The 24,780-nt window shown below is 70.9% G+C and carries 23 protein-coding genes and 1 pseudogene; 9 read left to right on the top strand and 15 right to left on the bottom strand.

Annotated elements, in window-relative coordinates; all coding sequences use genetic code 11:
- Positions 1 to 14 precede the first annotated feature (14 nt).
- Positions 15 to 632: a hypothetical protein gene (locus WFI16_RS05700; protein WP_419896821.1), complete on the bottom strand. Its 618-nt coding sequence runs from the start codon at positions 630 to 632 to the stop codon at positions 15 to 17.
- Between the two features lie 133 nt (positions 633 to 765).
- On the opposite strand from WFI16_RS05700, the gene WFI16_RS05695 reads away from it, so the two are divergent.
- A complete protein-coding gene (locus WFI16_RS05695) occupies positions 766 to 1,515 on the top strand; it encodes an SDR family oxidoreductase (RefSeq protein WP_442970640.1) in 750 nt (249 codons plus the stop codon).
- Between the two features lie 64 nt (positions 1,516 to 1,579).
- Here WFI16_RS05695 and WFI16_RS05690 read toward each other — a convergent pair whose 3' ends face one another.
- The 13 genes and pseudogenes from WFI16_RS05690 to WFI16_RS05630 all read right to left on the bottom strand — a co-directional run bounded on the left by WFI16_RS05690 (position 1,580) and on the right by WFI16_RS05630 (position 16,602).
- Positions 1,580 to 2,575: a Bug family tripartite tricarboxylate transporter substrate binding protein gene (locus tag WFI16_RS05690; protein ID WP_419896819.1), complete on the bottom strand. Its 996-nt coding sequence runs from the start codon at positions 2,573 to 2,575 to the stop codon at positions 1,580 to 1,582.
- A 106-nt stretch (positions 2,576 to 2,681) separates the two neighbouring features.
- The gene (locus tag WFI16_RS05685; protein ID WP_419896818.1) at positions 2,682 to 3,332 is read right to left on the bottom strand and encodes a hypothetical protein; all 651 of its coding nucleotides are present in this window, start codon (positions 3,330 to 3,332) and stop codon (positions 2,682 to 2,684) included.
- Positions 3,333 to 3,563: 231 nt separating this feature from the next.
- Complete coding sequence (locus tag WFI16_RS05680) at positions 3,564 to 4,403, bottom strand: cold-shock protein (RefSeq protein WP_419896817.1); 840 nt, start codon at positions 4,401 to 4,403, stop codon at positions 3,564 to 3,566.
- A gap of 83 nt (positions 4,404 to 4,486) precedes the next feature.
- A pseudogene (locus tag WFI16_RS05675) lies at positions 4,487 to 5,785 on the bottom strand (NAD(P)/FAD-dependent oxidoreductase); the annotation flags it as partial.
- A 100-nt stretch (positions 5,786 to 5,885) separates the two neighbouring features.
- Positions 5,886 to 6,680, bottom strand: a complete 795-nt coding sequence (locus tag WFI16_RS05670; RefSeq protein WP_419896816.1) for an FAD binding domain-containing protein — start codon at positions 6,678 to 6,680, stop codon at positions 5,886 to 5,888.
- A 13-nt stretch (positions 6,681 to 6,693) separates the two neighbouring features.
- Positions 6,694 to 7,197, bottom strand: coding sequence for a (2Fe-2S)-binding protein (locus tag WFI16_RS05665; protein WP_419896815.1), 504 nt, complete (start codon positions 7,195 to 7,197; stop codon positions 6,694 to 6,696).
- A gap of 204 nt (positions 7,198 to 7,401) precedes the next feature.
- Positions 7,402 to 8,457 carry an ABC transporter ATP-binding protein gene (locus WFI16_RS05660; protein ID WP_419896814.1) on the bottom strand — a complete coding sequence of 352 codons (1,056 nt, stop codon included), beginning with the start codon at positions 8,455 to 8,457 and terminating at the stop codon, positions 7,402 to 7,404.
- Positions 8,454 to 9,446 (bottom strand): ABC transporter ATP-binding protein, encoded by a 993-nt coding sequence (locus WFI16_RS05655; RefSeq protein WP_419896813.1) that lies wholly within the window; start codon positions 9,444 to 9,446, stop codon positions 8,454 to 8,456. The genes WFI16_RS05660 and WFI16_RS05655 overlap by 4 nt, the downstream gene beginning before the upstream one ends.
- 5 nt (positions 9,447 to 9,451) lie before the next feature.
- Positions 9,452 to 10,375 carry an ABC transporter permease gene (locus WFI16_RS05650; RefSeq protein WP_442970639.1) on the bottom strand — a complete coding sequence of 308 codons (924 nt, stop codon included), beginning with the start codon at positions 10,373 to 10,375 and terminating at the stop codon, positions 9,452 to 9,454.
- Positions 10,372 to 11,313 (bottom strand): ABC transporter permease, encoded by a 942-nt coding sequence (locus WFI16_RS05645; protein ID WP_419896812.1) that lies wholly within the window; start codon positions 11,311 to 11,313, stop codon positions 10,372 to 10,374. Before WFI16_RS05645 ends, WFI16_RS05650 begins: the two co-directional genes overlap by 4 nt.
- A 9-nt stretch (positions 11,314 to 11,322) precedes the next feature.
- Positions 11,323 to 12,939, bottom strand: a complete 1,617-nt coding sequence (locus WFI16_RS05640; protein WP_419896811.1) for an ABC transporter substrate-binding protein — start codon at positions 12,937 to 12,939, stop codon at positions 11,323 to 11,325.
- 215 nt (positions 12,940 to 13,154) lie between these two features.
- Positions 13,155 to 14,741, bottom strand: a complete 1,587-nt coding sequence (locus WFI16_RS05635) for an ABC transporter substrate-binding protein (RefSeq protein ID WP_419896810.1) — start codon at positions 14,739 to 14,741, stop codon at positions 13,155 to 13,157.
- Between the two features lie 217 nt (positions 14,742 to 14,958).
- Positions 14,959 to 16,602 carry an ABC transporter substrate-binding protein gene (locus WFI16_RS05630; RefSeq protein ID WP_419896809.1) on the bottom strand — a complete coding sequence of 548 codons (1,644 nt, stop codon included), beginning with the start codon at positions 16,600 to 16,602 and terminating at the stop codon, positions 14,959 to 14,961.
- Between the two features lie 160 nt (positions 16,603 to 16,762).
- On the opposite strand from WFI16_RS05630, the gene WFI16_RS05625 reads away from it, so the two are divergent.
- The 7 genes from WFI16_RS05625 to mepA all read left to right on the top strand — a co-directional run bounded on the left by WFI16_RS05625 (position 16,763) and on the right by mepA (position 23,354).
- Complete coding sequence (locus WFI16_RS05625) at positions 16,763 to 17,182, top strand: GtrA family protein (protein WP_419896808.1); 420 nt, start codon at positions 16,763 to 16,765, stop codon at positions 17,180 to 17,182.
- Between the two features lie 41 nt (positions 17,183 to 17,223).
- Complete coding sequence (locus tag WFI16_RS05620; RefSeq protein WP_419896807.1) at positions 17,224 to 18,234, top strand: glycosyltransferase; 1,011 nt, start codon at positions 17,224 to 17,226, stop codon at positions 18,232 to 18,234.
- A gap of 264 nt (positions 18,235 to 18,498) precedes the next feature.
- Positions 18,499 to 18,957: a hypothetical protein gene (locus WFI16_RS05615; RefSeq protein WP_419896806.1), complete on the top strand. Its 459-nt coding sequence runs from the start codon at positions 18,499 to 18,501 to the stop codon at positions 18,955 to 18,957.
- Positions 18,958 to 18,962: 5 nt separating this feature from the next.
- Positions 18,963 to 20,726: a type I secretion system permease/ATPase gene (locus tag WFI16_RS05610; protein ID WP_419896805.1), complete on the top strand. Its 1,764-nt coding sequence runs from the start codon at positions 18,963 to 18,965 to the stop codon at positions 20,724 to 20,726.
- The gene (locus tag WFI16_RS05605; protein WP_419896804.1) at positions 20,723 to 22,096 is read left to right on the top strand and encodes an HlyD family type I secretion periplasmic adaptor subunit; all 1,374 of its coding nucleotides are present in this window, start codon (positions 20,723 to 20,725) and stop codon (positions 22,094 to 22,096) included. Before WFI16_RS05610 ends, WFI16_RS05605 begins: the two co-directional genes overlap by 4 nt.
- 101 nt (positions 22,097 to 22,197) lie before the next feature.
- Entirely contained in the window at positions 22,198 to 22,479 is a 282-nt protein-coding gene (locus tag WFI16_RS05600; protein WP_419896803.1) for a hypothetical protein, read from the top strand.
- A 5-nt stretch (positions 22,480 to 22,484) separates the two neighbouring features.
- Entirely contained in the window at positions 22,485 to 23,354 is an 870-nt protein-coding gene (mepA, locus tag WFI16_RS05595) for a penicillin-insensitive murein endopeptidase (RefSeq protein ID WP_419896802.1), read from the top strand.
- Here the strand turns inward: mepA and WFI16_RS05590 are convergent.
- Positions 23,351 to 24,118 (bottom strand): glycerophosphodiester phosphodiesterase, encoded by a 768-nt coding sequence (locus WFI16_RS05590; RefSeq protein WP_419896801.1) that lies wholly within the window; start codon positions 24,116 to 24,118, stop codon positions 23,351 to 23,353. The two genes, mepA and WFI16_RS05590, sit on opposite strands and share 4 nt — an antisense overlap.
- Before the next feature lie 136 nt (positions 24,119 to 24,254).
- On the opposite strand from WFI16_RS05590, the gene WFI16_RS05585 reads away from it, so the two are divergent.
- Complete coding sequence (locus tag WFI16_RS05585) at positions 24,255 to 24,527, top strand: hypothetical protein (protein WP_419896800.1); 273 nt, start codon at positions 24,255 to 24,257, stop codon at positions 24,525 to 24,527.
- The last annotated feature ends 253 nt before the right edge of the window (positions 24,528 to 24,780 follow it).

Below are 24,780 nucleotides of genomic sequence, written 5' to 3'. Positions count from 1 at the left end.
CGTGCTGCGCTCGGCTAGCGCAGCCCCGGGATCAGCCCGGGCGGCAATCCCTGCGGCAGGCTGACCGCCTGGTAGCCCGGCGGCACCTGGAAGCGGGCCGGATCCTGCGCGCCATAGGCGACGGCGGTCGCCTCGAGGCTGCCCTGCTGCCCGTCATGCACGCCGCTGCCGCGCAGCATCACCCCGTCGGCGGTCAGGCAGACCTCGCCATTCCCCTCGCGGCTGGCCACCTGCCAGTTGGTGCAGCGCAGGCCGGCCACCGTCGCGCTGCCCGCAGCCGTCATCCGCGCGCCGGGCGGCAGGCGGTCCAGCATCGGCCAGGGGCCCTTGCCCGGCAGCCGCACCACCATCCGCGTGCTGTCCATCACCATCCGCGCCTGGCTCGACGGCAGGTCGAGCAGGATCCAGCCGGGCAGCCCCGGCGGCTCGACCCGCAGCCGCTGCGCCGTGGTCAGCCAGCTGGCGGTGACCGTCTGCGGTGGCCGGTTGCCGGTGGTCAGGCGATAGGTCACCGCGACGTCCCGCTGCGGCCGCAGCTGCGCCGGCGCCGGCTGCTGGGCGGCCGCCGGCAGCGCCAGCAGCAGGGCGGCCAGGGTCCCGGCAAGCCGGACAGGCTGGGTCGGTTGCTTCATTCGGCAGGCTCCTTCGCGGCCCCGCGCCGGGCCGCAGGTCATCGCCGGAACCAAGCCTGAGGGTGGCTTGCGCTCCCGGGCCGCTGGCCGCACCCTGCGGCCGACCCAGGACTGCATGAAGGAAGAAATGTCCATGAGCAAGATCGCCGTCGTCACCGGTGCGGGAAGCGGCATCGGCCGCGCCGCCGCGCTTGCGCTGCTCGAAGCCGGCTGGAGCGTGGCCCTGGCCGGCCGCCGCGCCGAGGCGCTCGAGGCGACGCAGGCGGCCGCCGGTGCCGCGGCCGAGCGCTGCCTGCCGGTCGCGACCGATGTCGGCGACGCGGCCTCGGTGGCGGCGCTGTTCGCCGCGGTGAAGCAGAAATGGGGCCGGCTCGACCTGCTGTTCAACAATGCCGGGCGCGGCAGCCCCTCGGTCGATTTCGACGAGCTCACCCATGAGGACTGGTTCGGCGTGGTCGCGGCCAACCTGAACGGCGCCTTCCTCTGCGCCCAGGAAGCCTATCGGATCATGAAGCACCAGGACCCGGTCGGCGGCCGCATCATCAACAACGGCTCGATCAGCGCGCATGCGCCGCGGCCGGGCTCGGCGCCCTATACGGCGACCAAGCACGCCATCACGGGTCTCACCAAGTCGATCAGCCTTGACGGCCGCAAGTGGGACATCGCCTGCAGCCAGATCGATATCGGCAATGCGGCGACGGAAATGACCGACCGCATGACCAAGGGCGTGCCCCAGGCCAATGGCACCATGATGGTCGAGCCGCGCATGGACGCCCGCCATGTCGGTAATGCCGTCGTCCAGATCGCCTCGCTGCCGCTGGATACCAACGTGCAGTTCATGACGATCATGGCGACGAAGATGCCTTTCGTCGGGCGTGGGTAGGCAAAAAAGAACTGGGGGAAGAAGGTATTCTTCCCCCAGGCCCCCTTCATCTATTCTTATTCTTTTAGTCGACCTGGGCACCGGAGCGGCGCACCACCTCGGCCCAGCGGGCGATGTCGCGCTCCTGCAGGGCCCGGAACTGCGCCGGCATGGTCAGCGTGCTCGGCGTGATGCCCTGGGTCTCGATCAGCCACTTCTTGAACTCGGCGGTGCCGATGATCTTCTGGATCTCGGCATTCATCCGCTCGGCGATCGCTGTCGGCAGGCCGGGCGGCGCGAAGATGCCATACCAGGTGCTGCTGTCGAAGCCGGGCAGGCCGCAGGCCTCGGCCACCGTCGGCACCTCGGGCAGCGCCGGCAGGCGCTGCGCCGTGGTCACCGCCAGGCCGCGCACCTGACCCTGGCCGATATAGCCGATCGCCGGGCCCGACTGGTTGAAGAACAGGTCGACATCGCCGGCCAGCAGCGCGGTCTGCGCGCCGGGCTGGCCGCGGAACGGCACATGCACGATGTCGATACCGGCGGTCTGGGCGAATTGCGCCCCGGCCAGATGCGTCGAGGCGCCATTGCCGGTCGAGGCATAGTTCAGCGCCCCCGGCCGCGCCCGCGCCGCCGCCAGCACCGCCTGGCAGCTGTTCAGCTGCGGCCGCTTCTCGGCACTGACCGTCAGCACATTGGGCACGTCGCCCAAATGGGTGATGGCCGTGCTGTCCTTCACCACGTCGAAGGGCAGGTTGCGGTAGAGCGTGGCGTTGATCGCGTGCGTCCCCGCCGTGCCGAACAGGAAGAGATAGCCATCCGGCCGCCCCTTGGCGACGAAGTCGCTGGCGATATTGCCCCCGGCGCCGGAGCGGTTGTCCACCACCACCGGCACGCCGAGCACCTTGGACAGCGGCTCGGCCAGCTTCCGCGCATAGATGTCGACCCCGGAGCCATTCGGGAAGCCGCCCATCAGGGTGATCGGGCGGTTCGGCCAGGGTGCCTCCTGCGCCAGGGTAGCGGGAGAGGAAAGCAGCGGCAGCAGCCCGGCAACGGCCAGACCGAAAAGACGACGACGCATGGTTACGCACATCCTGCGGTGATTTCTTACCGGCAGGTTATCCTTACGATCCGTCTGCCTTGAACCCCTTCATTCCGCAAAATCCGCTCCCCGAGCCCCGTTCTGCTCAAAGATGTCGCAGATCCTGCAGGCATCGGGGCACCAGCGCGCCCAGCCCGATCGCATGCCCGGCCAGCTGCTGACGGATCTGCAGCGCCTGCAGCCGCGCGGCCTCCTTCAGCACATCGGTATCCTCCATCGCCCCCAGCGCGGCGCTTTCGTCGTCCATCCGCTCCAGCGCCATGGCCAGCTGCGCCTCCACCGAGCGATGCGCCTCCTCCAGGCGGCTGCGGGCCTCCTCCAGGCTGCGCTGGACCGGCGCGAAATTCTCCGCCGCCTGATGCGCCGCGTGATGGTCCGCCGGCACCCGCGGCAGCAGGGCAGCGATCCGCTCCATCCGCTGCAGCCCGGTGGCCACCAGCCCCTGGCCATCCTCCCCCTGCAACAGCATCTGTCCGACATTGCGCGAGGCCGCCAGCAGCCCGACCACCTCATGCACCGCATGCTGGTAGCGCAGCGTCGCCGCGTCCCAGGACGAGGCGGGCAGCCCCGGCTCGCTGAGCACGCCCAGGATGCGGCTGGCTTCGTCGACCATCACCGAGATGTCGTCCAGCACCTGCCGCACGATATCCAGCAGGGCCTTGGCGCTGCTGAGCTGCCGGCCAAAGGAGAGGATGCCATCCAGCCGCGCCGTCGCCGCCAGACCCGCCCCCCCCATCTCCCGCGCAGCGGCGGGGCCAATCCCTCCCGCAGGGCCAGTGGGCGTGGATGGCGAGAATCCAGGTTCGACGATCATGGGGCTCTTCCCTCGCGCCGGTGCGCCGGCTGTCGCGGGAGTGTGGCCGCAGGATGCTGAACGAAGGCTGAATCATGAAAAAACCCCCGGCGCCAAGAGCGCCGAGGGTCAACACGCTTCCGTGTACCCTGCCCGAGAGCAGGGCGGGCCGGATCAGCCCTTCAGGATGACCGCCTGGCGGCCGCGCTGGCCCTGACGGACCTCCAGCGCCAGCTTCTCGCCCTGCTGCACATCCTGCTTGCCGGCGCGCTGCAGCACCGAGCTGTGCAGGAAGACGTCAGCGCCACCGTCATCGGGGGTGACGAAGCCGAAGCCACGCACCTGGTCGAACCACTTCACGGTGCCGTTCACGGACTCGGTCGGGCCACCCTCGTCGCGGCCACCGAAGTCGCGGCGCGGCGGACGGTCGCCGAAGGAACGCGGGGCGCCGAAGCCGCCACGGTCGCCACCGCCGAAACCACCACGGTCGCCGCCGCCGAAGCCGCCGCGATCACCACCGAACCCACCCGGGGCGCCGAAGTCACGGCGCGGCGGACGATCGCCGAAGCCGCCCGGGGCGCCGAAGTCACGGCGCGGCGGACGATCGCCGAAGCCACCACCACCGAAACCACCACCGAAGCCGCCACGGTCGCCGAAGTCACGGCGCGGGGGACGGTCGCCGAAGTCGCGACGCGGCGGGCGATCGCCGAAGCCGCCGGGGGCGCCAAAGTCGCGGCGCGGGCGGTCGCCGCCGGCCGGAGCACCCGGGCCAAGCTTCCGCTCAAAAATCTTGGTGACCAGCCGGCGGCCCTGACGGTCCGTGCCGATCTCGCAGACCAGCTTGTCGCCGGTCTCGGGCGGTTCGATCCCGGCCTCGGTCAGAGCCGAGGCGTGGAAGAACACATCCTGGCCATCCGGGCCCAGCACGAAGCCGAAACCCTTGCGACCGTTGTACCACTTGACCTCGGCCTCGATGGCCCCGGCGCTGCCCTGCGAATCGTTATCCGGAAGCACTGCGTCTATAATCCGTAAAAGTGCGCGGCCCCACGGGATGCAGAACCGACTAACTACACTGTCGCACCCCTGCGCCACGATTGCTAGTCGAATCGGCGCGGATCGAAGGCTTCCAGAGCAATATCCGAGGCGCGCCGTTGCAGGATCGCCAGCACGGCCTCGGCCGTGGCCGGCCCCGACACCAGGCCGACATGGCCATGCCCGAAGGCCAGCACCACGTCGGCCGAGTCCCGTGCCGTGCCGAGGCAGGGCAGCCCGTCCGGCATGCTGGGCCGGTGCCCCATCCAGACCTTGATCCGCTCGGCCGGCAGCGTGCGCGGCAGGCCGGGAAAGGCGCGTAGCAGGTAGTCGCGCAGGATCTCCGCGCGCTTCCAGTTCGGCGCCGCCTCGAGGCCGGCGATCTCCACCTGGCCGGCGACCCGCAGCCCACCCTCGGTCATGGTGACCGCCATCTTGCCGTCCGAGGGCATCAGCGGAATGCGCGGCCCGACCTCGGGCGCGGCCAGCACCGCGTGATAGCCGCGCTCGGTCTCCAGCGGCACCCGGCTGCCGGCCGCCGCCGCCAGCGCCTTCGAGCGCGCGCCCGCGGCGATCACCGCCTTGTCGGCGGCGATCTCGCCGGACCCGGTCAGCACCGCGCGCAGCCGGCCGCCCTCGACGCGGAAGCCGGTCGCCGCCTGCCGCTCCAGCACCGCGCCCTGCCGCTGTGCCAGCTGCACCAGCGCCGCGACATAGGCGCCGGGATCGCGGCAATGCCCGCCCTGCTCGAACAGCGCGCCGAAGCCGTAGCGCGGGTCCAACGCCGGCTCGCGCTGCCGCAGCTCGTCGCGCTCCACCTCGCGCCAGGCGAAGCCGAGCTGCCGCCGGACCCGCCAGCCCAGCGCCTCGGCCTCGTAGGCGGCACGGTCGGGATAGATGTACATCAGCCCGGTGCGCTGGATCAGATGACCGACCCCGGCCTCCTCGGCCAGCGCCTGGTGCCGCGCCGGCGCATCGGCCAGCAGGGGCTGCAGCGCCCGGGCGATGCGCAGCACCTTGGCCTCGGTCCAGCCCGACCAGAGATAGCGCGCCAGCCAGGGCAGCACCTTCGGCAGATAGCGCCAGCGGATCGCTAGCGGACCCAGCGGATCGCGCAGATAGCCGGGCACCTTCTTCCAGGTGCCGGGGCCGGCCGGCGGGATCACCGATTGCGGCGACAGCCAGGCGCCATTGCCATAGCTCGCCGCCTGCTCGCCGCCGGGCTCGCCGGGATCGAGGATGGTGACACGATAGCCGGCCTTCAGCGCCTGCAGGGCGGTGGCGGCACCGACGATGCCCGCACCGATGATGACGACATGCTCTTGCTGCATGGAGATCCGACCCTGACACCAACCCATCGCTGTCTCGCGCCGGGCGGCGGAAAAAGAAAGAGCCCGGGGGAATGAATTCCCCCGGACCCCCTTCTCTTTCTGTCGGTTTACGGGCGCGCCGGCGGCGACGCCCTCAGCCGGCGTCGGCGACCGCGCGCTTGGCCATGACCGTCACCAGATTGGCGCGGTACTCGGCACTGCCATGGATGTCGCTGTTCAGATCGTCGGGCGACTGCTTCACCGCCGCCACCGACTCCACCGACCAGGCGGCCGACAGGGCCGCCTCCATCTCGACCTGGCGGAAGGCACAGGGGCCGGCGCCGTTGACGCCGACACCGACGCCCTGCGGGCCCTGCGCCACGAAGACGCCGGCCATCGCATAGCGGCTCGCCGGGTTGCGCAGCTTGGCATAGCCGGCCTTCTGCGGCACCGGGAAGGACACGGCGACCAGCAGCTCGTCCGGCTCCAGCGCGGTGGTGAACATGCCCTGGAAGAAATCGTCGGCGCTGATGCGGCGGCGGTCGGTGATCAGCGTTGCGCGCAGCGCCAGCGCCGCCGCCGGATAGTCGGCAGCCGGGTCGTTGTTGGCCAGGCTGCCGCCGATGGTGCCGCGGTTGCGCACCTGGGTGTCGCCGATGGTCGAGGCCATCCGCGCCAGCGCCGGGATTGCCGCCATCACCTGGGGGTCGGTCGCCACCTCGTAATGCTTGACCATGGCGCCGATCACCAGCGCGCCGCCCTCCTGGCGGATGCCGCGCAGCTCGGCGATGCCCGAGAGGTCGACCAGCGCGGTCGGCCGGTTCAGCCGGTGCTTCAGCGCCGGCAGCAGCGTCATGCCGCCGGAGATCGGCTTGGCATCCGGATCGGCCGCCAGGATGGCCACCGCATCGGCGACCGAGCCAGGCTTGTGGTAGGTGAAGTCGTACATGGCGCCCCTCCCCTCACTCGGCCGCGGTGGCGAGCGTGCCGGCGCGGCCCTGCATCACCTCGGCCGCCGCGGCGATCGCCTTGACGATGTTATGATAGCCGGTGCAGCGGCAGATATTGCCTTCGAGACCCTCGCGGATCTCCTGCTCCGACAGGCCCTGGGGATGCTTGTTCACCAGGTCGATGGCGCTCATCACCATGCCCGGCGTGCAGAAGCCGCATTGCAGCGCGTGATACTCGCGGAAGGCCTCCTGCATCGGGTGCAGCGTGCCGTCCGCGGCGGCCAGGCCCTCGATGGTGGTGATCTTCGCGCCCTCGGCCTGCACCGCCAGGATGGTGCAGGCCTTCACGCTGTCGCCATCCAGATGCACGACGCAGGCACCGCATTGGCTGGTGTCGCAGCCGACATGCGTCCCCGTCAGCCGCAGCGTCTCGCGCAGAACCTCGACCAGCAGGGTCCGGGCCTCGACCTCCACCGTGTGGCTGGTGCCATTCACGGCCAGCGTGACTTGCGGCATGCCGCCTCTCCCCATGCAAAAGGCGCCGCGCCCCGCAGCGTCCCTGAATGGCAAGGCTCCCCCAACCGACCACGGCCCGTCAAGCGGCCGCTTGGCAGGTTCTTCTCTCGGTTATCGCAATTGCGAGGCATTTGCAATATATAACCAACAAAAAGCCCCGGGGGATCGCTCCCCCGGGGCCGGTCCTGGTTCAGCGAAACCGGCTCAGGAGGCCAGCAGCGGCGCGCTGCGGGCCAGCGGGTTCTGCGCCGCCGGCAGGTCGTGCAGGTGGCAGGCGGCCCACTGCCCCGGCTCGGTCTGCTGCAGCTGCGGCTCGTCGGTCCGGCAGCGGTCGAAGGCATAGGGGCAGCGCGTGTGGAAGCGGCAGCCCTTCGGCGGGTTGATCGGGCTGGGCACGTCGCCCTTCAGCACGATGCGCTGGCGCGCCGCCCCCGGCTCCGGCACCGGCACGGCGGAGAGCAGCGCCTCGGTATAGGGATGCTTCGGCGCCGAGAACAGCTCGCGCCGCGGCGCGATCTCGACGATCTTGCCGAGATACATCACCGCCACGCGATGCGTCATGTGCTCGACGATGGCCAGGTCGTGGCTGATGAACAGCAGCGCCAGGCCGAGCTCCTTCTGCAGGTCCTGCAGCAGGTTGACGATCTGCGCCTTGACCGAGACGTCGAGCGCCGAGACCGCCTCGTCGCAGATGATCAGGTCGGGCTCGCCGGCCAGCGCGCGGGCGATGCAGATGCGCTGGCGCTGGCCGCCGGAGAATTCATGCGGCCAGCGGTTCACCGCGTCGCGCGGCAGGCGGACGGTGTCCATCAGCTTGGCGACCCGCTCGTCGAGGTCGGCGCTGTCCTTCGCCAGGCCGTAGTTGCGGATCGGCTCGGCGAGCAGGTCCTTCACCCGCATGCGCGGGTTCAGGCTGGAGAACGGGTCCTGGAAGACCACGCCGACCCGCCGGCGGATCGGCCGCAGCTTGCCCTGCGACAGATCGTCGATGCGCTGCCCGTCGAGCACCACCTGCCCCGCCGTCGGCGGGAACAGCCGCAGCAGCGCCTTGCCGACGGTCGACTTGCCGCAGCCGGATTCGCCCACCAGCGACAGCGTCTCGCCCTTCTCGATGTGGAAGGAGACGCCGTCGACCGCATAGACATGGCCGGTGGTGCCGCCGAAGAAGCCCGCCTTGATCGGGAAGTGCTTCTTCAGGTCGTTCACTTCGAGCAGCGCACCGGCATGGCGCGGCATGGGCTTGGCGAGGGTGGTGCTCATGCCGGGACGGCCTCCTTCACCGCGTAATGGCAGGCGGCGATATGGGCCGGCGCCTTCTCCTCCAGCGCCGGCGCCACCGCGCGGCACAGCTCGGTCACCTGCGGGCAGCGGCTGGCGAAGACGCAGCCCTGGATCTTCTGCTTCAGGCTGGGCACCAGGCCGGGGATCTCGGCCAGGCGCTCGGTCGAGCCGTCGAGCGAGGAGCCGAGCTTCGGCACCGCGCCCAGCAGGCCCTGGGTGTAGGGATGCTTCGGCGCGCGGAACAGGTCCTCGACCCGGGCCTCCTCCACCTTGCGGCCGGCATACATGACGATCACCCGCTCGGCGACCTCGGCGACGACGCCGAGATCATGGGTGATCAGCACGATGGCGGCGCCGACCCGGTGCTTCAGGTCGCGCATCAGGTCGAGGATCTGCGCCTGGATGGTGACGTCGAGCGCGGTGGTCGGCTCGTCGGCGATTAGCAGCTTCGGGTTGCAGGCCAAGGCGATCGCGATCATCACGCGCTGCCGCATGCCGCCCGAGAGCTGGTGCGGGTATTCCTTGACGCGCTTGTCGGGCGCCGGGATGCCGACCAGGGTCAGCATCTCGACCGCCTTGGCCTCCGCCTGGCCGCGCGACAGGCCCTGGTGCAGCCGCAGCGCCTCGCCGATCTGGGCGCCGATGGTCAGCACCGGGTTCAGCGAGGTCATCGGCTCCTGGAAGATCATGCTGATCTCGTTGCCGCGGATGGCGCGCATCTCGCGGTCGGAGAGATCGAGCAGGTTCCTGCCGTTGAAGCGGATCTGGCCGGCGATCTTGCCCGGCGGCTCGGGGATCAGCCGCAGGATGGACATCGAGGTGACCGACTTGCCGCAGCCGGATTCGCCCACGATGGCGACGGTCTGCCCCGCCTCCACGCTGAAGCTGAGCCCGTCGACGGCGCGGTTGACGCCGCCATCGGGGGTGCGGAAGTGGGTCTGCAGGTTGTCGACTTCGAGGAGGGCCATTCTGGTCACACCCGCTTCGCGAGCCGCGGGTCGAGCGAATCCCGCAGGCCGTCGCCCAGCAGGTTCACCGCCAGCACGGTGATGGAGAGGAAGACGGCGGGGAAGAAGACGATATACGGCTTCACCTGCCAGAGCGCGCGGCCCTCCGCCATGATGTTGCCCCAGGACGGGATGATCGGCGGCGTGCCGGCCCCGATGAAGGACAGGATCGCCTCGGTGATCATCGCGCTGGCGCAGATATAGGTGGCCTGCACGGTCATCGGCGCCAGGGTGTTGGGCAGGATGTGGCGCCAGATGATCACCGGCGTGCGGGTGCCGCAGGCGATCGCGGCATCGACATAGGGCTGCTCGCGCAAGCTCAGCACGACGCCGCGCACCAGGCGCGAGACGCGCGGGATCTCGGCGATGGTGATCGCCAGGATGACGTTGCCGACCGAGCCGCGGGTCAGCGCCATCAGCGCGATCGCCAGCAGGATCGAGGGGATCGACATCAGCCCGTCCATGACGCGCATGATGATGCTGTCGGCCCAGCGCACCATGCCGGAGACCAGGCCGATGGTCAGGCCGAGCACAGAGGCGCAGATGGCGACGCCGAAGCCCACCATCAGCGAGACGCGGGTGCCGTAGAGCACGCGGCTATAGACGTCGCGGCCCAGCATGTCGGTGCCGAACCAGTGCGCAGCGGACGGGTCGCGGGTGCGCATCACCGGCGCCAGCGCCGTCGGGTCCTTGGTGAACAGGAAGGGCGCGAAGATGGCGATGCAGAACATCAGCAGCAGCAGGAAGCCGCCGAAGGCGATGGTCGGATGCCGCAGCAGGTAGCCGAGGAAGCCCTTGCGCGCCTGCTTCGGCTGCATGATGTCCGGCAGGGGCGCCGCGGCCGCGACGCCCTCCGGAGCCGCCCGGGAGGGCTGGAGGGAAGTGCTCAATACCGGATCCTCGGGTCGAACAGGGTGTAGCTCAGGTCGATCAGCAGATTGACCAGCACGTAGACGAAGGAGAACAGCAGCACCACGCCCTGAATGACCGGATAGTCGCGACGCAGGATGGCATCGACCGTGAGCCGGCCGAGGCCGGGGATGGCGAAGACGCTCTCGGTCACCACGGCGCCACCGATCAGCAGGGCGACGCCGATGCCGATGACGGTGACGATCGGCACGGCCGCGTTCTTCAGCGCGTGCACGAACAGCATGGTGGCCTGGTTGGCGCCCTTGGCGCGCGCCGTGCGGATGTAGTCCTGCTGCAGGACCTCCAGCATGGTGGCGCGGGTGATGCGGGCGATCAGCGCGATATAGACGCCGCCCAGCGCCACGGCCGGCAGCACCAGGTTGGACAGCCAGGGGCCGAAGCCGCGCTCGAAGGGCGTGTAGCCCTGCACCGGGAACCAGTCGAGCTCGAGGGCGAAGTAGTAGGCCAGCAGGTAGCCCACCACGAAGACCGGCACCGAGAAGCCAAGCACCGCAAAGCCCATGACGCAGCGGTCGATCCAGCTGCCCGACTTCCAGGCGGCGACGACGCCCATCGGCACGGCGATGCTGATCGCCAGGATCAGGGTGACGACCATCAGCGACAGCGTCGGCTCGACGCGCTGCGCGATCATGCGGGTGACCGGCAGGTTGGTGAAGATCGACACCCCGAGGTCACCCTGCAGGATGCGGAACACCCACTCGCCGAACCGCACCAGGAAGGGGCGGTCGAGGCCGAGGCTGGCGCGGATCCGCTCCACATCAGCCGGCGTGGCCTGATCGCCGGCAATGACCGCCGCCGGATCGCCGGGGGCGATGTAGAGCAGGCTGAAGACAAACAAGGCGACGATCGCCATCACGGGGATGGTCGCCAGGACACGTCGGATGATGTAGGCGAACATGCTCTTCGATCAGCTCTTGGTGACGCCCCAGAAGAACGGGATGGGTGCCTTGACGACACCGCTCACGTTCTTCCGCCAGGCCTGGTAGGACAGGAAGAAGCCGGTCGGCGCATACAGCCCGAAATCCATGGCTTCCTTGTTCATCTTGGCAACAGCCGCCTTCTCGGCCTCCAGGTTGGGAGCGGCGAACCACTCGTCGCGCGCCGCCTCGATCGCCTCGCTCTTCGGCCAGCCGAACCAGGCGCCGTCGCCATTGGTGCGCAGCGCGGTATAGGCCGCCGGGTTGATGCAGTCAGCCCCGGCATGCCAGGTGTGGAAAATGTGCCAGCCGCCCTGGCTGGGCGGGTTCTTCATGGCGCGGCGGCTGCCGACCGTGCCCCAGTCGGTGGCGACGAAGTCGACGGTCATGCCGATCCGCTTCAGCAGGTCGGCGCTGACATCGCCGAAGGCCTTGGTGATCGGCTGGTCCTGCGCCACCAGGATGGTGATCGGCTCGCCCTTGTAGCCGGCCTCCGCCAGCAGCTTCTTGGCGCCGTCATAGTCGCGCCGCCCCTTCAGGATATCGCCGCCCGCCTCGGTGTAGAGCGGCGTGCCCGGCGTGAAGAAGGAGGGGATCGGCTTCCACAGGTCGGCATTGTCGCCGACCAGGGCGCGCATGTAGTCCTCCTGGCTCAGCGCCATCAGCACGGCGCGGCGGGCGCGCACGTCGTTGAAGGGCGCGTGCAGGTGGTTCATGCGGAAGCTGCCGACATTGCCCAGCGGGTCGGCGATGTCGATGTTGATGTTGCGGTTGCGCTTCAGCAGCGGCACCAGGTCGGAGATCGGGTTCTCCCACCAGTCGACCTCGCCGTTCTGCAGGGCGGCGGCCGCCGTCGCCGGATCGGGCATCACCACCCATTCGACGCGGTCGACCATCACCTTCTTGCCGCCCGACATCCAGGAGGCCGGCTCGGCGCGCGGCACGTAGCCGTCGAACTTCTGGAACACCGCGCGGGCGCCGGGGACCCATTCCTCGCGCACGAAGCGGAACGGGCCGGAGCCGACATATTCGGTGATCTGGGTGAAGGGATCGGTCTTGGCGATCCGCTCCGGCATGATGAAGCTGCAGGGCGCGTTGTTCTTCGCCAGCGCCAGTAGCATCTTCGGATAGGGCGACTTCAGCGCCCAGCGGAAGGTCCGGTCGTCGACCGCCACCAGCTCGTTCTGGATGGCGCGGATCATCTGCCCCATCGGGTCGCGCACCGCCCAGCGGGCCAGGCTGGCGACCACGTCCTTGGCGGTGACCGGCGCGTTGTCGTGGAACTTCAGCCCCTCGCGCAGCTTGAAGGTCCAGGTCAGCCCGTCGGAGGAGACCTCCTCCTGCTCGACCATCTGGCGCTGCGGCACCAGCTTCTCGTCCAGGCCGTACAGCGTGTCCCAGACCAGCATGGCGGCGTTGCGCACGACATACTGGGTGCCCCAGATCGGGTCGAAATTCGCCAGATTGGCCTGCGGCACGAAGCGCAGCGTGCGGGCCCCGGCGCCCCCCGCCTGCGCGAGCGCCGGCGCCGCCAGGCCCGCCAGCCCGCCGGCGGCCAGCGCCGAGGCTCCCGCGACCTTGAAGAGGGAACGTCGCTCGATCGTCATACCCTTCGTCTCCCAGCCCCGCGGCCTGTTGCGGCCGCTCCCTTGATGCCCTGGCGGAGGAAGTTCCCGCCTGCCCTGTACCGGCGCGGCCATTCGGCCGTTTTCTTGTCGTCCATCCGGGGACCAGCCCGGAGCGGCGACCACCCCGGCGAAGCTGCCGCTCCGCCCGCTGCGATCGCCCCCGCACATAGCGTGCCACTTGCGGCGTGGGACCGCTACGTCTTCTCGATGTTCCAGAAGGTGGTCGAGGAGGAAGGCTGCACCCCGGCGAGGCCACGGCGCCAGACCGAGGGCTGCCAGTAGAAGCCCAGCGGGATGTAGGGGATGGTCTGCATGGCGCGGGCATTCAGCGCGTCGGCAATGCGCTTGCCTTCGGCCGCATCGGCGGCCTGCAGCCAGGCCGCGCGCAGCCGCTCGATCTCGGGGTCGTCGGGCCAGCCGAACCATGCATCCTTGCCATTGGCGCGCAGCATCAGATGGATCGGCGGCAGGTTCAAGGAGGTGCCCGGCGAGGTGGTGTGGAAGACGCTCCAGCCCCCCTTCTCGACCGGCTCGCGGCTCGTGCGCCGCTGCACCAAAGTGCCCCAATCCGTTGAAACCAGTTCAACATTCATGCCGATGCGCTGCAGCAAATCGGCGGTGACCAGGGACAGCGCGTTGATCTGCGGGTAATCGCCAGGCGCTACCACCACGACGCGCTCGCCATTGTAGCCGGCCGCCTTCAGGGCGGCGCGCGCCTGCTCGACATTGCGCGTCTTCAGGATCTCGCTGCCGGTCTCGTTCGACAGCGGCGTGCCGCAGGTGAAGACGCCCGGGCATTCGCCCCAGGCGTCCGTCCCCTCGCCGGCGACGGCGCGCAGATAGTCGCGCTGGTCCACCGCCATGGCGACGGCGCGACGGATGCCGACGTTGTCAAAGGGCTTCTGCAGGTGGTTCAGGCGCAGGCAGCCATAGGTGCCCTCGGTCAGCCGCTGCTGCACCACCAGGTCGCGCGAGCGCTTCAGCATCGGCAGCAGGTCGTGCAGCGGGTATTCCCAGTAATCCTGCTCGCCGGTCGACATGGCGGCCGCCGCGGTCGCCGGATCGCTGATCACCGTCCACTCGACGCGCGGCACCTTGGCCAGCTTGCCGCCGGCCAGCCCGTCGGCTGCCTCTTCCCGCGGCACATACTGCGCGAATTTTTCCCAGACCGCCTTCTGGCCGGGATTCCACTCATTGGCGATGAAGCGGAAGGGGCCGCTGCCCACCGCCTCGCGGATCTGGGTGAAGGCATCCACCTCGGCCAGCCGCTGCGGCATGATGAAGGCCGGCGAGGAGCTCTTGCCCAGTGCCAGCGCCAGATAGGGGAACGGCGCCTTCAGCCGGAAGCGCAGGCGGCGGTCGTCCAGCGCCTCCAGGGCGTCCACCGCCATCCACAGCACCTGGCCGAAGGCGTCGCGCTTGGCCCAGCGGGTGACCGAGGCGACGCAGTCGCGCGCCAGCACCGGCGCGCCATCGTGGAAGCGCAGGCCCGGCCGCAGGGTGAAGGTCCAGGCGCGGCCATCCTCCGCGACCTCCCAGCCCTCGGCCATCTGCGGCTTCGGCACGCCCTTGGAATCGACCGCCGTCAGCGTGTCATAGACCAGGTAGCCATGGTTCAGCGTGACCACCGCGGTGGTCCAGAACGGATCGAGGCTGGTCAGATTGGCCTGCGGGATGACCCGCAGCACCTGCGCGGCGGCATTCTGCGCGACGGCCGGCCGGGCCAGCGCCGGCGCCAGGCCGAGCCCGGCGCCGGCGGCCAGGAATCCGCGTCTTCTCATGCCCCATTCTCTCCCTCGCTGCCGCGGCGGCGCGGGGTATTCCCCGTCGCCCGCCGCCTGTCGCCCTCGCGGGCCTCACCTGCAGGCGGGATGGAACAGGCAGAGCGACGCGGCCGCAAGGGCATTAGGGCAGAAAAAAGGCGGGCGGGGTTGCTCCCCGCCCGCCCTGCTGCACCTGCGAAGGGCAGATGCCCAAGCGGATTGCAGTCCTGTTAGGTCAGCTGCGCTGCACGTTCCAGAACATCGGCAGGCCCTTCAGCACGCCGCTGAGGTTGCGGCGATAGGCCCAGGCCTGGAAGTACTGGCCGCAGGGCAGATAGGGCACGTCCTCGAAGGCCTGCAGCTGGATCTTGCGGGCGATCTCCTGCTGCGCGGCCAGGTCGGGCGCCTCGAACCAGGCGGTGCGCAGCTCCTCCAGCTTCGGCGCCGTCGGCCAGCCGAACCAGGCGGACTGCCCATGGCCGCGCAGCGCCTGCTGCACGCCCGGGTTGAACATGTCGACGCCGGCCCAGAAGGTGAAGAACATCGACCAGCCGCCCTTCTCGACCGGCTCCTTGCTGGCGCGGCGCTGCACCACGCTGCCCCAGTCGGTCGAGACGAACTCGACGTTCATGCCGCATTTCTTCAGCATGTCGTGGCCGACCTGGGCCAGCGCGTTCAGCGAGGGGAAGTCGGCGGCCGCGATCAGCACCACCTTCTCGCCCTTGTAGCCGGCGGCCGCCAAGTCGCGCTTGACCTTCTCGTAGTCGCGCGGGCTGGTCAGCACCTCCATGCCGGCGTCGTTGGCCAGCGGGGTGTCGGGGGTGAAGATGCCGACATTCTCGCGCCACAGGCTCTTGTCGGTGCCGATCACCGCCGTCATGAAATCGGCCTGGTTGACGGCGCCGAGCAGCGCGCGGCGGATCGCCGGGTTGTTGAAGGGCGGGTGCAGGTGGTTGAACCGCGCGATGGCCATCAGCCCGGTCGGGTCCTGGATCTCCAGGTTGATGTTGCGGTTGCGGCGCAGCAGGGCCTGCAGGTCGCCCGGCGGCTGCTCCCACCAGTCGGCCTCGCCATTCTGCAGCGCGTTGGACGCCGTCGCCGCATCCGGCATGACGGTCCATTCGATGCGGTCGAAATTGGCCTTCTTCGGCCCGGCGGTCCAGGAGATGTCGCCCCCGCTCCGCGGCACGTAGTCGGCGAAGCGCTCATAGACGATCTTGGCGCCGGGCACCCGCTCATCCGCCTTGAAGCGGAACGGGCCGGAGCCGATCATCTCCTTCACCGGCACCGACGGGTCGGTCTTTGCCAGCCGCTCGGGCATGATGAAGCAGACCGGGGTCGCCGGCTTGCCCAGCGCCTCGAACAGCAGCGGGAAGGGCTTCTTGAAGCTGAAGGTGATGGTCTTGTCGTCGGGCGCGGCGATCCCGGTCGGCTTGCCGGCCTCCTCGGCCAGCGTCGCCACCATCACCTGGCCCAGCGCGTCGCGCGCCGCCCAGCGGCGGATCGAGGCGACGCAGTCCTTGGCGGTGACCGGCGCGCCGTCATGGAACTTCAGCCCGTCGCGCAGCGTCAGGGTGACCTGCAGCCCGTCCGGCGAGACGGTGTGCGCCTGCACCATCTGCGGCTGCGGCTTGTAGTCCTGGTCGAAGCCGTAGAGCGTGTCCCAGATCAGGTAGCCGTGGTTGCGCGAGACATAGGCGGTGGTGATGATCGGGTCGGCCACCGCCAGGTCGGCCTGGGGAATGAACTTCAGCACGCGCGGGGCGGCGGGCGCCGGGGCAGCCGGGGCGGCGGCCCCCTGCGCCTGGGCCAGCCGCGGCAGGCCGGTGGCGCCGGCGACGATGGCGGCGGCGCCGTTGAGCAATTGGCGTCGGAACATATTCTCGGTCTCCCCGGGGGCCTTCGGCCCGATCTTGCGCGGCGAAGGGAAGCCGAGGGCCTGCGAGGATGCAAGGGGCCGCCCCGCGGAAACCCGGTGCTTCCTGCGGAATTCAGCCCGCCTTGCCGCGGCGGGCCGGGCCGGGCTTTAAGGGGAGGGCATGCGAAGCCTCCCCCTCTCCCCCGGCCACGTGGCGCTGCTCGGCCAGCTGCTGCGCTTCGGCGTGGTCGGCACGATCGGCTTCCTGGTCGACACCGCGGTGCTCTATGCCGCGCTGCAGCTCGGCGCCGGCCTCTATCTCGGCCGCGTGCTGTCCTATGTCGCGGCGGCCTCGGGCAACTGGGCGCTGAACCGGGCCTGGACCTTCCGCGCCACCGGCGCCCCGGCGGCGCGGCAATGGGCGCTGTTCCTGCTGGTCAACCTGGCCGGCTTCGCGGTGAACTACGGCACCTATGCCCTGCTGGTCGGCACGGTGCCACTGGCCGCCGCGCATCCGGTGCTGGGCGTGGCCGCCGGGTCGCTGGCCGGGATGGCCGGGAACTTCCTGCTCAGCCGCCGCTTCGTCTTCCGCGCCGGCTGATCGACCCCATGTCGGGAGCAGACCGCTGCGCCGGAGCCGCCATGTCCAGCCCCTGCCCTGCTGCGCCCCGCATCGCCGTGCTGCTGCCCTGCCGCAACGAGGCGGTGGCGATCGGCGGGGTGGTCGCGGCCTTCCGCGCCGCCCTGCCGGGGGCGGAGATCCATGTCTACGACAACAACTCGACCGACGGCACGCTGCAGGCCGCCCGGGCCGCCGGCGCCCAACTCGGCGAGGAACCGCTGCAGGGCAAGGGCCATGTGCTGCGCCGCATGTTCTCCGACATCGAGGCCGATCTCTACCTGATGGCGGATGGCGACGGCACCTATGACGCGGCCGATGCCCCGGCCATGGTCGCGCTGGCGCTGGAGAAGCGGCTGGACATGGTGACGGCGGTCCGCGTCGGGCAGGACCAGGCCGCCTACCGCCCCGGCCACGCCTGGGGCAACCGCCTGCTGACCGGGCTGGTGGGCAGCATCTTCGGCCGCCGCCAGGCCGATATGCTGTCCGGCTACCGGCTGCTGTCGCGCCGCTTCGTCAAGTCCTTCCCGGCGCTCTCCGGCGGCTTCGAGATCGAGACCGAACTCACCGTGCACGCGCTGGAGCTGCGCATGCCGGTGGGCGAGATCCGCTCGGCCTATGGCGCGCGGCCGGCGGGCTCCGCCTCCAAGCTGCGCACCTTCCGCGACGGCGCGCGGATCCTCGCCACCATCCTGGCCCTGCTGCAGCGCGAGCGGCCGCTGCCCTTCTTCGGCGCCCTGGCGGCGCTGTTCCTGCTGACCGCCACGGCGCTGTTCGCGCCGGTCCTCGCCACCTACCTGCAGAGCGGGCTGGTGCCGCGGCTGCCCACCTTCCTGGCCTCGGTCTGCTGCCTGCAGCTCAGCTTTCTCGCCCTCGCCGTCGGCCTGATCCTGGACACCGTCACCCGGGGCCGGCAGGAGGCCCGGCGCATCGCCTATCTCGCCCTTGCAGGGCCGGGTTGCCACCGGGCCGCTACCCCTCTGCCCCCCGCCGGCGCTAGGATGGCGGAAACCGGGGACGGGCTTCCCGGTTGACCGGGGTGGCCAGACGCCGCGCCCCGACCGGGCCGGGCGGGCAATAGCCCGGTCATAAATCTGCCTTAGGCCATCAGCATCCTGACCGGCGGCCCAAGGCAGTCGGCGGCCGGAATACTGCATTGCCCGAGGCCATCTTGTTGCAGGCGATGGCCTGATACCATCGCACCGTGTCGGGTCGCCCTGTTGCGGCCCGGCGGATCGGCCTAAACATCGGTCCGGCCCGCAAGCCCTGGGCCCCATTAGTCTGGAGTCGTCGTCGGCATGTCCGCGCCCCACCCCCTTCGGCCCGATGTGGCCCCCGACGCCGGTTCCGACGTCCCCCCGGCGGCCGCCGCCGCGGCCGCTGCCCCGGGCAGCAGGCCCGCCACCGCGCTGCCGCCGGTCTGGCGCGAGCTGGTGCAGGCGCCCGGCGGCGACCGGGTGACCGCGCTGCTGGCCTTCGCGCTGGCCCAGGAAGCCGGCGACGAGGCTGCCACGCGGCTGCCGCAGCGCCGGGCCGAGGCGGAGAAGCTGCTCGGCGAATGGTCCTTCCGCCACCTGCACAACCATGCCGAGAGCATCCGCCAGGAGGCCACCCGCAGCGCCCTGGCCGGGCTGAAGCCGCCGCCGGGCTTCGCCACGCTGGTCGCCGCCGGCTTCGTCGCCACGCTGCTGGCCGGCGGGCTCGGCTGGATCGCCATCGCCGCCGGCTGGCTCGGCCGCCTGCCGGTGGTGGGCTGACCGCCATGGCCCTCGCCCCGCGCCAGGCCATGCCGGGCCAGCAGGAGCCGACGCCGCTGTCGCGCGCGATCAAGGCCTGCCGGCGGGAATTCATCGCCGTCGGCCTGTTCAGCGGCATCGTCAACCTGCTGCAGCTCACCGTCTCGCTCTACATGATGCAGGTCTTCGACCGGGTGCTGGCCACCCGCAGCCTCGATACCCTGCTCTTCCTGACCCTGATCGCCCTCTCCGCCCTGGCCCTGCTGGCGGTGCTGGAGGCGGTGCGCGGCCGCGTCATGCAGCGCTGCGCCGCCTGGATCGAGGCCCGCGTCGCCCCCGAGGGCTTCGAGCGCGGCCTCGAATCGCAGTTGCGCGGCCGTCCCTACCGGATGGAAGCGCTGCGCGACCTGGGCTTCTGCCGCTCCTGGCTGGCCTCGCCGGGCGCCCTGGCCGTCTATGACGTGCCCTGGGTGCCGATCTACCTGGCCGCGATCTTCCTGCTGCACCCGGTCATGGGGCTGATCGCCCTCGGCGGCGCCGTGCTGCTGTTCATCCTGACCCTGCTGAACGAGGTCACCACCTCGAACCTGCTGAAGAAGGCGAACACCGCGGCCATGGCCGGGCAGCGCCGGGTCGATGCGCTCAGCCGCAATGCCGAGGTGATCGACAGCATGGGCATGATGCCGGCGGTGATGCGCCGCTGGCGCAGCGGCGTGGCCGAGACGGTCGCGCCGCAGGAGCAGGCCGCCGACCGCGCCGCCATTCTTCTCTCCCTGACGAAGTTCTTCCGCCTGACGGTGCAGCTCGCCATCCTCGGCGTCGGCGCCTACCTGGTGCTGCAGCAGCAGCTGACCTCGGGCGCCTCGATCGCCGGCTCGATCATCATGGGCCGCGCCCTCGCCCCGGTGGAGCAGCTGATCGGCGGCTGGAAGGGGCTGGTGCAGGCGCGCCAGGCGCTGCAGCGCCTCTCCTCCTTCCTGGCCATGCCGCGGCTGCGCCCGCCCGGCCTGCCGCTGCCCGAGCCGACCGGCAAGCTCGCCGCCGAGCGCGTCACCTTCGGCCTGCCCGGCCAGACCGTGCCGATCATCAAGGGCGTCAGCTTCGGCCTGGCCGCTGGCGAGAGCCTGGCGATCATCGGCCCCTCGGCCGCCGGCAAGACCACGCTGATCCGGCTGCTGATCGGCACCCTCGCGCCTTCCGCCGGCTCGGTCCGCCTGGATGGCGCCGACGTCTATACCTGGAAGCGCGAGGATTTCGGCCGCCATGTCGGCTACCTGCCGCAGGATGTCGAGCTGTTCGACGGCACCGTCTTCGCCAATATCGGCCGCATGGGCGATGCCACGCCCGAGGATGTCTTCGCCGCCGCCAAGCTGGCCGGCTGCCATGACATGATCCTGCGCCTGCCCTCGGGCTACGACACCGAGATCGGCGATGGCGGCCAGCACCTCTCGGGCGGCCAGCGGCAGATGCTGGGCCTGGCCCGCGCGCTGTTCGGCCAGCCCAAGCTGGTGGTGCTCGACGAGCCCAATTCCAACCTGGACGGCGACAGCGAGGCGGCGCTGCAGAAGGCGCTGGACGGGCTGAAGGCCAATGGCTGCACCGTCGTGCTGGTCTCGCACCGGCCGCAGCTGGTGCAGAATGTCGACAAGGTCCTGCTGCTGAAGGAAGGCGCCGTGGAGATGTTCGGCCCGCGCGCCGAGGTGCTGAAGCGGCTGATGGGCCCGCGCCCCGCCGAGATCCCGGCCCAGCCCACGCCCCGCCTCGCCAGCCAGCCCGGAGGTGCCGCATGAGCATCACCACCACTCCCCAGGGCGGCGCGCTCGACCGCCCGATCAGCGCGCTGCCGCCGGTCGCCCCCGACCTGGCGCCGGACGCGGCGCGGCCGCGCACCCGCGGCACGCTGCTCTTCGGCCTGGCGGCAACCGCCCTCTTCGTCGGTGGCTTCGCCGCCTGGTCCTTCACCGCGCCGCTGGCCGAGGCCGCCATCGCGCCCGGCCAGATCCGCTCGGAAGGCAGCCGGCGGACCATCCAGCACCTGGAAGGCGGCATCGTCCGCGAGATCCTGGCGCGCGACGGCGACCGGGTGAAGGCCGGCCAGGTGCTGATGCGGCTCGACGAGGTGCAGTCGGGCAGCAGCTTCGAGGCGCTGCAGAGCCAGTACTGGGCGCTGAAGGCCACCGAGGCCCGCCTCGCCGCCGAGGCCGCCGGCGCCGCCGATATCCGCTTCCCGGCCGAGATGCTCTCCAGCACCGATCCGCGGGTGCAGGAGATCATGACCGGGCAGCGCACCCTCTTCGCCGCCCGGCAGACCAATCTGCAGAGCTCGCTGATGGTGCTGGAGGCGCGCATCGCCCAGCACGAGGCCGCCGCCACCTCGGCCTTCGGCCAGATCGACAGCCAGCGCCGGCAGCTCGAGCTGATCAAGCGCGAGGAGGCCAGCGTCGTCGACCTGGTCCGCCAGGGGCTGGAGCGCATGCCGCGGCTGCTGTCGCTGCAGCGCAATGTCGCCTCGCTCGAGGGCAACATGGTCGACCTCAACGGCCAGGTGCAGCGCTCCCGCGCCTCGGCCGAGGAGGCGCGCAACCAGATGCGGCAGACCCGCGACCAGCGGATGTCGGAGATCAGCACCGAGGCGCGGGAGAACAGCACCCGGCTGAACGACACCGCCGAGAAGCTGCGCGCCGCCCGCGACGTGGCGACCCGGCGCGAGATCATCGCCCCCGAGGATGGCGTCATCCTGGGCAGCAAGTTCTTCAACATCGGCGCCGTGGTCCGCCCCGGCGAGCCGGTGATGGAGCTGGTGCCCTCGACCGACCGGCTGGTGGCCGAGGTGCAGCTGTCGCCCAACGACATCGACGTGGTCTATCCCGGCCTGCTGGCCGAGGTGCGGCTGCCCGCCTTCAAGCAGCGGCTGGTGCCCTTCCTAGATGGCAAGGTGAGCTTCGTCGCCTCGGACGTCACCCTCGACGACCGGACGCGGGCCAGCCACTACCGGGTGCAGATCGTCATCGACCAGGACCAGCTCGGCCGGCTCGAGCATGTCGAGCTGCGCCCCGGCATGCCGGTCGAGGCGCAGATCCAGACCGGCTCGCGCTCCTTCTTCCGCTACATGATGCAGCCGGTGCTCGACAGCTTCCACCGCGCCTTCCGCGAGCAGTAGCCCGCGCGCGTCATTTGCCTGCGGCGGGCGAAGCCGCCAGGATGGCCGCCGGAAGGTCGGCCATCCTGCCGCCCGCCGCGTCCCTAGGAGAATCCCGCCCGATGCCCGACCAGCCCGTGCTCTTCGCCGACGGAATCCTGGAAGCCAGCGTGAATTACGGCGTCACCCGGATCGGCCTGGCGCAGACCGGCGCCGACGGCAAGCCGGTGCCCTGCGGCCAGCTGATGATCCCCGTGGTGCAGCTGCCCGCCTTTGCCAACAGCCTGCTGACCCTGCTGAAGCAGATCGATGCCAAGGTGAAGCAGGCGCAGCAGGGTGCCGCGGCGCCCGATGCCAAGCCCGAGCCCGAGGCGGTGCCCGGCTCCTTCCGCTTCTCCGGCTGACCGGCTTGGTTTTGCTGCGTCAGGGCGTCCGCCGCGCCCTGCTGGCTTTCCTGGGCGTCGTGGCCCTTGGCACCGCCGGCGGCGCGGCGCTGGCCGCCGATCCGCCGCGCGCCTCGGCCTGGGCGGCGGCGCGCGGGCCGGCGCCCGGGGCGCCGCATGTGGTGGGCGCGCATGGCCTCGGCTGCATCGGCGGCGCCGAGGCGATGCCAGAATCCGGCCCCGGCTTCCAGATGGTCCGGCTGTCGCGCAACCGCTTCTGGGGGCATCCGGCGCTGACCGCCTATCTGCGCGACCTCGGCGCGCGGGCCCAGGCGGCGGGGCTGCCCGCCCTCTGGTATGGCGATCTCGGCCAGCCGCGCGGCGGGCCGCTGCCCTGGGGCCACGCCAGCCACCAGATCGGGCTGGATGCCGATATCTGGTTCGACCTGCGGCCGAAGCCGGCCCTGACCACAGCGCAGCGCGAGCAGATCGCCGTCGCCTCGCTGGTCCGCGCCGATGGGATGGACATCGACCCGGCGCAGTTCACCCCCCGCCATGTCGCCCTGCTGCGCCTGGCGGCCGAGCATCCCGGGGTCGACCGGATCTTCGTCAATCCCGCCATCAAGCAGGCGATCTGCCGGCAGCAGCCGGACGCCGCCTGGCTGCGCAAGCTGCGGCCCTGGCGCGGCCATGACGAGCATTTCCACGTCCGCCTGCGCTGCCCGCCCGGCCAGGGCGACTGCCACGACCAGGCGCCGGTCCCCGCCGGCACCGGCTGCGACGCCAGCCTCGACTGGTGGTTCTCGGCCGAGGCGCGGCAGCCGCCGAAGCCGCGCCCGCCCGGCCCGGCGCCGCGGATGCCGGCAGCCTGCGCCGGAATCCTGGCCGCGCCTTAGGACCGGAGCTGCAGCGCCAGCACCGGGTCGTCGGTGGCCATGGCGTCGAGGCCGAGCGAGAAGGCCTTGCGGATGGTGGGGGCGTGGTTGGCGCCCCAGGCACCGACCTTCAGCCCGGCCGCGCGCAGCCGCGCCACGAAAGGCTCGTCGAGGGCGGAAATATGCGTCTCGACGAAGTCGAAGCCCTGCGCGCGGGCGACGCCGATGATGCCCTCCTGCCCCACCGCCTCGATCAGCCGCGGCTCGAACAGCCAGATCACCCCCGCCAGCCCGCCGGCGCGCAAGGCTGCCGCGGCGAGCTCCGCCTCGAAGGCGATGATCCGCACCTGCGCCCGGATCCCGGCCGCCTCCAGCACCGCCAGGCTGGCCGCGACCAGCGCCGGGTCGGGCTTGGCGCCCGGCGCCACCTTCACCTCGACCTGCAGCTGCTGGCGGCTGCCGCGGAACAGGGCGGCCACCTCGGCCAGCGTCGGGATGCGCAGCGACCCGGCGCCGCGCAGCCGCAGGCGGGTCAGCTCCGCGGCAGTCAGCGCCGCCACCGGGCCCTGGCCCTCGGTGGTACGGTTCAGCGTCGCGTCATGGATCACCACCGGCACCCCGTCGGCGCTGAGATGCACGTCGCATTCGCATTGCTCCAGCGGCAGGGCCAGGCTCTGCCGGAAGGCTTCGAGGCTGTTCTCGGGCCACAGGAAGGCGCCGCCGCGATGGCTGACGATGGCGGTGCGGGACAGGGCGGCGGGCGAGGCCGGGAGGGGGGTCGACATGTCCCCCGCTCTGCCGCGCGGCGCCGGCCGCGGCAAGCCCTCCGGCGCGGCAGGGCCGTGACAGGGTGGTGGAAGCCTGCTGGCGCTCCCTTCGCTTGCCATTTACACTCATCAAAATTCTCCGCGAGGTCGGGTCATGCCCCTTCTGCTGGTTGCCCATGATCAGGCGCCCGACGGCGCCACGGCGCTGGAGGACGCTGTCTGGCAGCTCGCCGAATCGCACCTGACCTTCCCCGGCTCGCTGCTGGTCGAAAGCGCCGTCTCCGCCCGCTACCTGGCCGAACATCTGCGCGGCGCCATGCGCCGTGCCGGCTATGACGGCGCGCTGCTGGTCACGCCGCTCGCCGAGCCGACCCTGGTCGGGCTGTCCTCCGAGGCCGAGGCGTGGATTCGTGCCCGCCTGGCCTGATCGAGCCCGGCTGCCCCGACCCTGGCCCGGCCGCTCCCGGCCATGCCCCTGCCCCTGCCCCGGTGCCGGCCGCGGGCTTCGAGGGCGGTGCCGCCCGCCGGCATGATCGTCCGCGGCGGTGGCGGCGATCCGAGAAGCGTCGCAATTTTCCTGGCCGATCGGTCAAATCGCGCTGGACGCGGCGCGGCCGGTTATGCCCAGCTTCATCGCTGCCATCGTGTCCTGCGACTGCGCCGGGTCGCGACCTGGCGGC

Origin of the sequence: Roseomonas sp. USHLN139 (genome assembly GCF_037145735.1) — a bacterium.
Lineage (GTDB): Bacteria > Pseudomonadota > Alphaproteobacteria > Acetobacterales > Acetobacteraceae > Pseudoroseomonas.
This window is presented reverse-complemented; position numbering and strand designations above follow the sequence as displayed.